This is a genomic window from Roseobacter sp. (assembly GCF_045106495.1).
In the GTDB taxonomy this organism is placed as follows: Bacteria; Pseudomonadota; Alphaproteobacteria; order Rhodobacterales; family Rhodobacteraceae; genus Roseobacter.
On record NZ_JBGCEQ010000016.1, the window covers coordinates 78,091 to 89,784 of the forward strand.

General features: G+C 53.8%; 10 protein-coding genes and 2 pseudogenes. 9 read left to right on the plus strand and 3 right to left on the minus strand.

Annotation, left to right across the window (positions count from 1 at the left end; genetic code table 11):
• Nucleotides 1-239 precede the first annotated feature (239 nt).
• Nucleotides 240-1,172, minus strand: a complete 933-nt coding sequence (locus AB8B75_RS11920) for a DUF5666 domain-containing protein (protein ID WP_405362507.1) — start codon at nucleotides 1,170-1,172, stop codon at nucleotides 240-242.
• Complete coding sequence (locus tag AB8B75_RS11925) at nucleotides 1,159-2,001, minus strand: DUF6502 family protein (protein WP_405362508.1); 843 nt, start codon at nucleotides 1,999-2,001, stop codon at nucleotides 1,159-1,161. The genes AB8B75_RS11920 and AB8B75_RS11925 overlap by 14 nt, the downstream gene beginning before the upstream one ends.
• A gap of 127 nt (nucleotides 2,002-2,128) precedes the next feature.
• Here AB8B75_RS11925 and AB8B75_RS11930 point away from each other — a divergent pair, with 127 nt between their 5' ends.
• From AB8B75_RS11930 to rarD, 3 genes and pseudogenes are all read left to right on the plus strand, one after another.
• A complete protein-coding gene (locus AB8B75_RS11930) occupies nucleotides 2,129-2,617 on the plus strand; it encodes a fasciclin domain-containing protein (protein WP_405362510.1) in 489 nt (162 codons plus the stop codon).
• Between the two features lie 380 nt (nucleotides 2,618-2,997).
• On the plus strand, nucleotides 2,998-3,588 hold the full coding sequence (locus tag AB8B75_RS11935; RefSeq protein ID WP_405362511.1) for a L,D-transpeptidase: 591 nt from the start codon (nucleotides 2,998-3,000) through the stop codon (nucleotides 3,586-3,588).
• A gap of 111 nt (nucleotides 3,589-3,699) precedes the next feature.
• Nucleotides 3,700-4,611: pseudogene (gene rarD / locus AB8B75_RS11940) on the plus strand (EamA family transporter RarD).
• Between the two features lie 42 nt (nucleotides 4,612-4,653).
• On the opposite strand, the gene AB8B75_RS11945 reads toward rarD, so the two are convergent.
• The gene (locus tag AB8B75_RS11945; RefSeq protein WP_405362513.1) at nucleotides 4,654-5,802 is read right to left on the minus strand and encodes a lytic murein transglycosylase; all 1,149 of its coding nucleotides are present in this window, start codon (nucleotides 5,800-5,802) and stop codon (nucleotides 4,654-4,656) included.
• A 442-nt stretch (nucleotides 5,803-6,244) separates the two neighbouring features.
• On the opposite strand from AB8B75_RS11945, the gene AB8B75_RS11950 reads away from it, so the two are divergent.
• From AB8B75_RS11950 to AB8B75_RS11975, 6 genes and pseudogenes are all read left to right on the plus strand, one after another.
• Complete coding sequence (locus AB8B75_RS11950) at nucleotides 6,245-6,868, plus strand: helix-turn-helix domain-containing protein (protein ID WP_405362514.1); 624 nt, start codon at nucleotides 6,245-6,247, stop codon at nucleotides 6,866-6,868.
• A gap of 106 nt (nucleotides 6,869-6,974) precedes the next feature.
• Nucleotides 6,975-7,847 (plus strand): glutamine amidotransferase family protein, encoded by an 873-nt coding sequence (locus AB8B75_RS11955; RefSeq protein ID WP_405362516.1) that lies wholly within the window; start codon nucleotides 6,975-6,977, stop codon nucleotides 7,845-7,847.
• Between the two features lie 2 nt (nucleotides 7,848-7,849).
• On the plus strand, nucleotides 7,850-8,530 hold the full coding sequence (locus AB8B75_RS11960; protein WP_405362518.1) for a protein GlxC: 681 nt from the start codon (nucleotides 7,850-7,852) through the stop codon (nucleotides 8,528-8,530).
• Nucleotides 8,530-9,858: an FMN-binding glutamate synthase family protein gene (locus tag AB8B75_RS11965; RefSeq protein WP_405362519.1), complete on the plus strand. Its 1,329-nt coding sequence runs from the start codon at nucleotides 8,530-8,532 to the stop codon at nucleotides 9,856-9,858. Before AB8B75_RS11960 ends, AB8B75_RS11965 begins: the two co-directional genes overlap by 1 nt.
• A gap of 17 nt (nucleotides 9,859-9,875) precedes the next feature.
• Nucleotides 9,876-11,183: a type III glutamate--ammonia ligase gene (glnT, locus tag AB8B75_RS11970; RefSeq protein WP_405362520.1), complete on the plus strand. Its 1,308-nt coding sequence runs from the start codon at nucleotides 9,876-9,878 to the stop codon at nucleotides 11,181-11,183.
• Between the two features lie 259 nt (nucleotides 11,184-11,442).
• A pseudogene (locus AB8B75_RS11975) lies at nucleotides 11,443-11,694 on the plus strand (hypothetical protein); the annotation flags it as partial.

Sequence of the window (11,694 nt, forward strand, 5' to 3'; positions counted from 1 at the left end):
TTGGACCAGATATGACTAATAATTGAACACATGCACAAATAATAATCGACTTGTGATTTGACCTACATGGTATCCGCTTTGCCGTCTCGTCTTGGATCACAACGAAGGATTGATGACTGCCAATCTTCTTCGTGTTTTAGGATCCGAGTTCTTATCAAAACAGCGAATCTTAAATTTCAGATCAGTGGGTTATTCCAGGCGATTAGGATATGAGGACAAAGACCATTCTGCCCAGATTGTTACCCAGCCGTTCGGCTGAAGGAAGCCAGAAGCGATCGGCGCGCCTGGACATTGTCCGGCAAAACCAGGGCGCGGTTAGCTGCAAATTTGCCGGTGTAAGCGCCGTTGAACAGAACGCGTACATCTTTGTATCGGGAAAGTTGCAGGTTGCGGGCAAAGCTGTGGCCCAATCCCGACACGCGATATCCTGGCGCAGTTGGCGTAGGTTCCAGATAGCCTTCAATTGACAAGCGACCCAAGGAGCCAGCTGCCTCGGTGAAACGGTTGGGTGTCAACGCTTCTACCCGGAACAGTTGGCGCTCAGGGTCGTATTGGCCCGATGCGGTGGCGAAGGATCCGTTGGGTAGGCCTGTGATGCCGCGCCCGCGCATGGCGATGGGCCCCAGTTGAACTCTGCCAAATGATCGGCGCACGTCACCTGAGATCAAGTCCCTGTCCGATTGGGCCTGTGAAACCCGGCTGGCAATGACGAATGCTCCCTGCCAGAGACCTGCAACCGCCACCCGTTTGCCAATCGCCAGGGTCGGTTCTGGGTCCGGTAGCACTACTTCGACGCCGTTGACTGTCAATCGTGATCCACCAGCCAAGATCGCGCCGATGGCTCCGACCAGCGGGTGCGTCACATGTATACGGCGTGCCAGAAGAGCGTCAGGCGGCCCGGCAGCCTCGATAGTGAGACTATCACCAAGACGCAGAGACGTCCTATCGACCTCGCCAAAACCGTCCGACAGGCGCGTATTGGCGTCTACGCCGAGTTGATTGCCGCTCACGACCAGACGATCGAAATCTGTGATCACACCGACAATACCAGTACCGCCGATGCCGCCTTCAACCTCTCTTGTGGATGCTTGCGCCCACAGAGCATTCGGGAACATCGCAGTTGAAAGACCAGCTGCCAAAGCAGTACGGCGCGACAGTTTACTGGTCGTCATCGGGCATTGTTCCTTGTTCTTTCGCGTCTTCGTCTTCTTTGTAAAAAAAGAGGCCAAACCGGAATCGATGAGCGCCAGATCCCTGTTCAACGTCTTGAGACTGACGTCGGACGGCAAGCGAATTTATCTTTCGCAGAGTGTCATTTCCCAGTTTTCGGGCCTCTTTTTCGATGTCGGTTATGGATTGCGCCGATAGGCTGTTGTAGTAAACCGCTCTTTCCATGTGCGGAGACGTCTCAGAGAGCAGATTGTCTACCGAAGCCTGCATGTGGTCGCCAAGGTTTTGCGCAAAGAAATGCAGTTTTTGATCCGTATCTGCGGCGCCAACCAACCCATCGAGCACAAGTTTCACATGATCTTTCCCAAGGGTTACAACCCCTTGCCGTAACAATTCATCCAAAACAGTGCGCGGACGGATGTCGCGGCTGACAGACTGTACAAGCGTCTCGAAACTGGGCGGCTCGGTCCCAAATCGCATCAGGGGGGCAGGATCGCCGTTGCGCAGGTACGTTGGCTCTGACAACCAGCGTCCGACCACCGAAGAAAGAATTGATACTTTGCTGCTGACGCCTGTGTCTTCGGACGGGTCGCGATTGCGGAACTCTTTCACATCTCGGCGGTGCACGCCGGTCATCACGTTGATCCTGCTGTCTGTGGCAGCGTCGCCAAGTTGGTGCGATGCGACGTCCACATAGGTCTGTTTGACGATATTGTAGAGCGCAGGCGCTGTCACGCCCTGAGCGATGAGGGCGCGAACAAGCGGTCTGAGAATACGCCTCAGTGAACGGTCAAAAAGACCGGATTTGGAAAAGGGGTCACGCGCGATCATTCGCCTAACTTTATGGCGAGTGTGAAAAAATTCCACAAGAATGTTGCCATTTGATGATTTTGCCACATTTCCACAGTCACGATCGTGTGCACAAAGCACACTTAATGACCCAAGGAGGACCCATCCCATGAAGTTCCGCTCAGTATTCAAGGCATCTGTTGTCGCCATCGCACTTGCCGTCTCAGGTTGCGCTACACTTGCACCTAAAGACCCCGATATCGTTGAGGTTGCGCAATCCGCAGGCTCTTTCAACACGCTCGTCGCAGCTGTGAGCGCGGCTGATTTGGTCGATACGCTGAAAGGCGACGGTCCTTTCACGGTGTTTGCGCCGACAGACGAAGCATTTGCGGCCCTACCGGAAGGAACAGTTGAAACTCTTTTGGAACCTGAAAACAAAGACCAGTTGACCGCAATCCTGACCTACCACGTCCTTCCGGGCAAAGTGATGGCAGCAGATATCGCCGGAAAAGAGCTAAGTGTTGCGACCGTCAACGGCAAAGAAGTTGATGTGGATGGACGCGACGGTGTCAAAGTTGAAAACGCCAATGTGATCAGCGCAGATGTCGAAGCCTCCAACGGTGTTATTCACGTCATCGATAAAGTCTTGTTGCCTTAAACTAAATTTGAGCGTCGGGGTGTGCGAGATGACCACCCCGACCACGTTTTGATCGAGGCCATGGTCTTGCTTAGACTACTGAACCCCCAAGCGCGGCGTTTTTTCTGATAAACCAATGGGATAAAACGATCAGTACGCTGCACCGATCACCCAAGCACGAACTTTGCTCTGAGAACCTTTCCAAATTGTCTTAATTTCCGGGACTTTCGTCGCCGTCTGATAGGCCATCGCTTCACACTTCATTGACAAGATTTTGGTTATCTCTGTGCTCACGGGCGCAGGTGAACATTTTTTTTGCCAATCCAATGGTGGTGGATACGCGCTGAATTGTGGTTCAAAAGCAGCGTGTCACGCTGCGATGTTAAATTGGAGTGAGTTGGGTGAAACGTCGTGAGTTTTTGATTGGTGCCGGGTGCGGTGTGGTGTTGTTTGATGCGAAGGATGCAGGGGCTGCTATTCCGAGGCAACTCCCGGATTACAACATGCCAGAAGAGTTCTTGCCGCGGGAAGTGCGGATCAAAAATGATTTCGCTCCGTATGAAATCCATGTGGATCCGGGCCAATACGCCCTCTATTGGACGTTGCCCAAGAAAAAAGCGATCCGATATTCCGTGGGCATTGGCCGTACGGCGCTTTACGAAGCCGGTGAGTTCTATGTGGGCGCCAAAAAAGAGTGGCCAAGTTGGACCCCGACCCCCGAAATGATCGAGCGCGACCCCGAAAGCTACGAAAAGTACAAAGATGGGCTGCCTGGCGGGTTGAACAATCCGCTTGGGTCGCGTGGCCTGTATCTTTTTCAACCGGGACGCGGCGACACCTTTTTGCGGGTTCATGGCACAAATGAGCCTCAGACTATTGGCAGGCGCGTATCCAACGGATGTGCCCGGTTGGTCAATGATCAAATGATTGACTTATACGACCGTGTTCCGATGCAATCGAGAGTTGTGCTGCACCCGATCCTCAAGGCCTGATCTCGGCGTCGGCTTCCCTAGTGGTCGCAGGACGGATTGCGATCTGGTGGCTTCCGTGATTATCAGCCTGTACGCCATGAGGCGTGTAGGCGATAGGCACGGGGTTTTCGAGTGAAAGTTGCGGATACTGACAGCGCGCGTGGTTTTGGTTTCGCAATAGGCGCTTATTTTCTCTGGGGATTTCTGCCGATTTACATGAAGGCGCTCTCGCATGTCGCACCGGTAGAAGTAATGGCGCATCGCATTTTGTGGTCCATTCCGATTGCGGCCACCGTTTTGGTTGTGTTGCGTCGCACCGATGACATCAAATCGGCGTTGCGGTCCCCCAAAACTCTGGGGATGGCACTCATTACGGCGGCGTTGATTTCAACGAACTGGACCATCTACATCTGGGCAATTGTGTCCGGGAACGCTCTGGATGCCGCCTTGGGCTATTACATCAACCCTATCTTCAGCGTCTTTCTGGGTGCTGCCCTGTTGGGTGAAAAACTAGATGGCATCAAATGACTGGCCATTCTTCTTGCGGGCGCGGCCGTTGTGATCCTAACCGTTGAGACGGGTCGATTACCCATTGTCGCCGTTGGATTGACGCTGACCTGGGGGCTATACGCATACTTCAAGAAATCCTTGCCTGTTGGTCCCAATCAGGGCTTTCTTCTGGAGGTTCTTCTTCTGGCCCCACCCGCTTTCGGCTATGTCTTGTATTTGAGTTACTTGGGAAAAGGGCATTTCCTTGCGGGCTCGCCCATAGATACCTGGTTACTTCTTGGCTGCGGCGTTGTGACTGCGGTTCCCTTGTTGCTCTATGCAAATGGCGCGAAACTGCTGCGCCTTTCCACGATCGGGATGCTTCAATACATCGCGCCAACCATGATATTTTTGGTCGCGGTTTTCGTATTCGGGGAACCGTTTGGAAAGGCGCGTATGATTGCGTTTCCTTTGATCTGGCTGGCCCTGTGTCTTTACTCGTTCTCACTGGTGCGCGACAGCCGCAGGAACGCAGAAATGCGGCAGGCAAAATAACTCAATTTCCCTGCTACCGAATAAATGTCCAGGCAAAAATAGTTACTGCAATTGCCGCAACAACGACAACGAAGGCTCACCCGTAGCGGGTAGACCGCGGCTGGTCTGAAACGCGCTGATCGCTTTGCGCGTGTTCGGTCCGATTACGCCGTCGCTGCCCTGGGTATCAAAACCTCGGGCTGTCAGAGCCTCTTGAAGGGCCTGGCGATCGGCTTTGGTCATTCCGTTTTCATCCGGTGGAAACGTGGAAACCAGCGGGCCCGCGCCCCCGATCCGGTCAGCAAGATGACCTACACCAATGGCATATGCATCAGAATTGTTGTAGCGCTTGATTACCCGAAAATTGCTTGTCACGGAAAAACGCGGCCCGCCGGGTTGGGGCTGAAGAATGGATCCGTTGGTCGTATTGGGTGCCACTTCGCGGCCCCAACTTAACCCGCGCGTCCAGCCATTGCGCGCAAGATAGGCGGCCGCAGAGGCAAGCGCGTCACTGGGATCATCCGACCAGATATCCCGCTTTCCATCGCCCGTGAAATCGACGGCAAACGCTTGATAAGAAGTCGGAATAAACTGAGTGTGACCCATGGCACCCGCCCAGCTGCCGACCAGACGATCGGCTGTTGTATCACCGCTTTGGAGGATTTTCAGAGCGGAGATCAGTTGCTTTTCAAAAAAGGCTCCACGGCGTCCGTCATAAGCCAAGGTCGAGGTCGCGGATATGACAGGCACGTTGCCGCGACGGTCGCCATAAAAACTTTCCAGGCCCCAGATTGCTGTAATGATCGTTGCGTCAACGCCATATGTGTTTTCTAGCGCTTTCAAGGTTGTGCCATGCCTTGAGTAGGCAGCCCGACCTTTGCTAACGCGCTCATCGGATACGGCAATTGCGAGGTAGTCCTCCAAACTGCGTTTGAATTCTGTTTGATTCCGGTCCCGTTTGACTACACCCGGCAGGTAGCCTGTTCCGGCGAAACCTTCGTTCAAAGTCGCCTCTGTGATGCCTTGTGCCAAAGCGCGGGACCGGAATGAGGCCACCCAGCCAGCGTATCCCGAGTTTGCAACAGGTCGCAGATTTGAGGGCAGTTCCGTTCTGGGTTTACGGCTGGTCGAATTTGATGATCCGGTTGTGCTGCAAGCGGTCAAACTTGAGGCGAGGAGTGAAAAGCCAAATTGTCGTCTTGTTATGAACATCTCGGCTCCCGCCCAAATTGTTTTACCCGCTGTAACGAACAGGGACGTGTTGCCATAGAAAAAAGCGATGATCTTGCTTTTGCAAGTTTACCAACCTTTCGACCATCTTGTAGGCTTTTCCCGCATGTGAGCAAAATGCCGCAGTGTCCAGCTGCCAAAGGCGCATTTGACCACAATTTTGGTGAGCCGAGCGTAAAGGTATAAAACATCTTGCATCTGGATTGCTCCAGCGAAACAGCCATATGGGAATGCAAGAACCATGATCCGAATTGGCTCTATTCCGCTGCACCGTATCGACCTGAACCAAGCGGGAGTATTGCGCGGATTGGTGGTGCGATTGACCAAAAATGACGTATCATATGTTGACCAAGGCCATGAACGCCGGTGACCTGTCACAGCCTTTGTTGTTGAGAGCTTCAATCGCATGTGCCACGCTCACGCAATGCCCGACCAATTTCAGCAAGACCCCCATAAAACGGCCGAATTCAGCGATCGAGACTTGTTGACTGCGGTCGGTCGGCAAACGCGGAACCTGCGGCGTCAGAAGGGGCTGAACATCTCACAACTGGCAGCCGAAGCGGGGATTTCCAATGGGATGCTCTCGAAAATCGAGAATGGTCAAACTGCCCCGTCCTTGCACACGCTCCAGGCCTTGTCGCAAGCCTTGAGCGTACCTGTAACGTCGCTGTTCAAGGGCTTCGAGGAAACCCGAGAAGCGATGCATGTGAAATCGGGAACAGGGGTCGAAGCCGACCGGGCTGGCACGCGATCCGGGCATCAGTACAGCCTACTGGGCAATATCGCAGGCGCGTCCGGCGTTTCAGTGGAGCCTTATCTGATCCATTTGACCGAAGCATCTGATGTTTTCCCGACGTTCCAACACAACGGGACAGAATTTCTCTATATGTTGCAAGGCCGGTTGGAATACCGGCATGGGCGCACCAAATACCTGCTTGAGCCGGGAGACAGTCTGATCTTTGATGCGGACGCGCCGCATGGCCCAGAAAAAATGGTTCAATTACCTGCGCAATATTTGTCCATCATTTGTTACCCCGAGGAAAATTGACGAGAAATTTCTTACTAATAAGAAAAAAATATTCTTTTGGGTAAACTTAGGCTGCACAAAGTCAAAATTGTTGAATAGCATCTCCACGGTTGGATGAGGTGATGCAATGTGCGGGATAGTTGGCTTGTTTCTTAAAGATGAAGTGCTGGAAAACGCGCTGGGGGAAATGCTGACGGATATGTTGGTCACAATGACTGACAGGGGCCCTGATAGTGCCGGTATCGCTGTGTACCGTGGCGGTGATGGCGGTGTCAAAATCACCATACAAGCACCTGATCCTGACACGTCTTTTCCGCTACTTTCAGACGCGTTGCATGTTGACATTGTGCAAAAAGATACACACGCGATTGTGACATGTACGGCGGAACAAACCGAGGCGGTATGCGCCCATATTCGCGCCACCGAAGGCGTGCGTATCCTGTCGACAGGTGAGGCGATTGAGATCTACAAGGAAGTCGGACTACCGCAATCGGTGGCCGAAAGGTTCAATATCCCGGCCTTGAGTGGCAGTCATGGGATTGGACACACGCGGATGGCGACCGAAAGTGCTGTTACGACTTTGGGCGCGCATCCTTTCTCAACAGGCACAGATCAATGTCTGGTGCACAATGGATCCTTGTCGAACCACAACGCATTGCGCAAAACACTGCGCAAACAAGGTGTTCATGTTGAGACCGAAAACGATTCAGAAGTAGCCGCAGCATACCTGACATGGAAGATGCGCGAAGGCGCAAACCTGGGCGAAGCTTTGGAGGCGGGCATCGCCGATCTCGATGGGTTTTATACCTTTGTTGTCGGGACGAAGAACGGTTTTGGTGTTTTGCGGGATCCGATTGCCTGCAAACCGGCGGTGCTGGCTGAAACTGAGCAATACGTGGCTTTTGGATCCGAATATCGGGCCCTGGTGAATTTGCCGGGTATCGAACAAGCCCGGGTTTGGGAGCCTGAGCCTGCAACTGTCTATTTCTGGGAACATTGACCATGCAAACGCTTGATCTGACCGCCATGGAGTTGCGTGCGGTCAATGCCACCCTTCAAGCGCAGGGCGCGGGCGCAAACACCTCGTTTGAGATCACAAATCCGCGCGGCAGTCATGCGATTGCTGTCGGTCTGGATGCGCCGATCGAGGTCACGGTGCGGGGCTCCACCGGGTACTATTGCGCAGGTATGAACCAGCAGGCAACGGTTCGGGTTGCGGGATCGGTTGGTCCTGGCGTCGCTGAAAACATGATGTCAGGCAAGGTTGTGATCGAAGGGAATGCCAGTCAATATGCTGGCGCCACGGCTCACGGTGGATTGCTGGTGATCAAGGGCGACGCCTCGAGCCGTTGCGGCATATCCATGAAAGGCATCGATATAGTTGTACACGGCAGGATCGGGCACATGAGTGCGTTTATGGCACAGGCTGGAACTCTGGTTGTTCTGGGAGATGCCGGAGACGCCCTGGGAGACAGCCTTTACGAAGCGCAGATTTTTGTGCGCGGGTCGGTCAAATCACTCGGCGCCGACTGTGTGGAGAAGGAGATGCGTCCCGAGCATGTGGAAACGCTCGCCCGTTTACTGCAAGAGGCCGAGGCAGATGCCAACCCGCAGGACTTTCGGCGCTACGGGTCCGCTCGGAAGCTTTACAATTTCGATGTTGACAACGCGGGAGCGTATTGATGGACAAAACGCCCCCTACCCATCCGGTCAAATCGGCGACCTTTGACGATTACACAACATCCTATATTCGACGTGCCGCAGCGACCGGCATTTACGACATCCGAGGTGGCGGAGCCAAGCGCAAGGTGCCGCATTTTGATGATTTGCTGTTTTTAGGCGCGTCAATGTCGCGCTACCCGCTGGAGGGCTATCGTGAGCGCTGCGATACTCATGTGACACTGGGCGATCGGTACGCCGAAAACCCGATTGAATTGGACATCCCCACCACCGTGGCCGGGATGAGTTTTGGGTCGCTATCCGGTCAAGCCAAAGAGGCATTGGGACGAGGGGCTAATGCCGCGGGCACCTCCACGACAACCGGCGATGGAGGCATGACCCCGGAAGAGCGTGGCCATTCCAAGAAGTTAGTCTATCAATACCTGCCGTCGCGCTATGGTATGAACCCGGATGACCTGCGTAAGGCAGATGCCATTGAGATCGTCGTGGGCCAAGGCGCAAAGCCCGGCGGTGGAGGTATGCTTTTGGGGCAGAAGATATCTGACCGGGTGGCGCAGATGCGCACCTTGCCAAAGGGTATCGATCAACGGTCGGCCTGCAGGCATCCCGACTGGACCGGGCCGGATGATCTTGAAATCAAGATATTGGAATTGCGTGAGATTACTGGTTGGAAAGTACCGATATACGTCAAGATTGGCGGTGCGCGTCCCTATTTTGACACGACCCTTGCAATCAAGGCGGGTGCAGATGTGGTGGTGCTAGACGGAATGCAGGGAGGCACGGCGGCAACACAGGATGTTTTTATCGAACACGTCGGACAACCGACCTTAGCCTGTATTCGTCCCGCTGTTCGGGCTCTGGAAGATATGGACGTGCACCGCAAGGTACAACTGGTTCTGTCCGGAGGGATCAGAACCGGCGCTGATGTGGCAAAAGCGCTTGCTCTAGGGGCGGACGCCGTATCCATCGGCACGGCGGCATTGATTGCAATGGGCGACAACGATCCGGTTTACGAAGAAGAGTATCAGAAGCTGGGCACAACGGCAGGCGCTTATGACGACTGGCATGAAGGGCGCGACCCGGCGGGCATAACGACGCAAGACCCGGAATTGGCGGCACGCCTTGATCCAGTGGTGGCGGGGCGACAATTGGCAAATTACCTCAAAGTCATGACGCTGGAAGCGCAAACCATCGCGCGCGCCTGCGGTAAAAGCCATGTGCACAACCTTGAACCGGAAGACCTCTGCGCTTTGACCATCGAAGCCGCCGCGATGGCGGGCGTGCCGCTTGCCGGAACCAGCTGGATTCCCGGTTCAGACGACAGACAATAGATAAATGGAGAATTCAAATGGCCACTGACCTTGCAAAATTTGCAGCTGACAAGGGCGTTCGCTTTTTTCTTTTCAACTTCACAGATCTTTTTGGGGTGCAGCGTGCAAAGCTGGTTCCGGCAGAAGCGGTCGGCGACATGCAAAAGTCTGGCGCTGGATTTGCTGGCTTTGCCAGTTGGTTGGATATGACGCCAGCGCATCCTGATATGTTTGTCATGCCTGATGCAGAGTCGGTCATTCAACTGCCTTGGAAACCTGAAGTTGCTTGGATCGCAGGAGATCCCTGGATGGACGGCGCCCCGGTCGCGCAAGCACCGCGTAACGTTCTGAAGACTCTCATTGCCCGTGCGGAAAGTCTTGGTTTCAAAATGATGTCGGGCGTCGAGCCGGAATTTCATCTGATCTCGGACGAAGGGGATGCGATATCAGATGACAGGGATACCCAGGAAAAACCTTGCTATGACCAAAGCGCGCTGATGCGTCGCTACGATGTGATTTCCGAGATATGCGCAGCAATGATCACCATCGGTTGGAAACCGTATCAAAACGACCATGAGGACGCCAATGGCCAGTTCGAGATCAACTGGGACTTTGGTGATTGTCTCCAAACGGCAGACCAGCATGCGTTTTTCAAGTTCATGGTCAAGGCCGTCGCCGAAAAACACGGGCTGCGCGCCACTTTCATGCCAAAACCTTTCTCAAACCTGACAGGCAATGGCTGTCATGTGCATCATTCGGTTTGGACCACAGATGGCAAAACCTGTGTCTTTGCCAGCGATGAAGACGAAATGGGTTTGTCGCAAACCGCCTATCACTTTTTGGGGGGGTTGATGACACATGGCGCTGCCATGTGCGCCATCACAAATCCCACCGTGAACAGTTACAAACGCATCAATGCTCCAGCGACGCTGTCAGGGGCCACATGGTCGCCTTCATCGGTGACCTACGGTGGCAACAACCGCACGCATATGGTTCGCATTCCCGACGGGGGCCGTCTGGAATTTCGTTTGGCGGATGGGGCCGCTAACCCTTATCTTTTGCAAGCCGTTTTACTGGCAGCAGGGCTGGACGGGGTAGAGCGCCAGCTTGATCCGGGAAAGCGGCTCGACATTGACATGTACACCGAAGGGCATAAGGTCAGGGGCGCGAAAAAACTTCCCTTGAACATGCTCGACGCTATTCGCGAATTGAAAAAGGATAAGGCGCTGGGCCAAGCCATGGGTGAGGAATTCTTGCAAGCCTATGTCAAACTACGCTTGCGTGAATGGAACCAGTTCACACATCATTTGACCGATTGGGAACGCCAAAACACCATTGATTGCTGATTGTTCGCCTAGTCAAAGTATCGCCGCATAGGGACGCAAGAATAAGACGTGCCGCGGAAACTAGAGGCGTGGAGCGCTCGCGGTGCTGAAATAACTACTTCGGCACAGCTCAAATCGTTGCCTTACTTACGGAAAGAATTAGTCTGTTCAATATGCAACTATAGAAGGCCAAAGAACAAAGGGGTTCTTTTGTTGCATTGAGTATGAGAGGGTTGCTTTTCGCTACTCCAGACAGAATGGGTAGGTTACCGGTGGCTCGATGGCAAAATTGAACATACCCGATATTTCCTATGTTGCAGCATTGCGCAGATTGTCAGCTCCCGTCTGGATCTTCGATCTGGACAGATATGCGATGTGGTGGGGAAATGACGCCGCCCTGACTTTTTGGAAATCGGACAGTCTTGCTAATTTGAAAACACGGGATTTTTCGACCGACAGCTCTACAGTTCGGCAGCGATTGCGTCAGATTGTGCTGGACAACAAAGCCTCTCAGCAACCGCAGATGACCTGG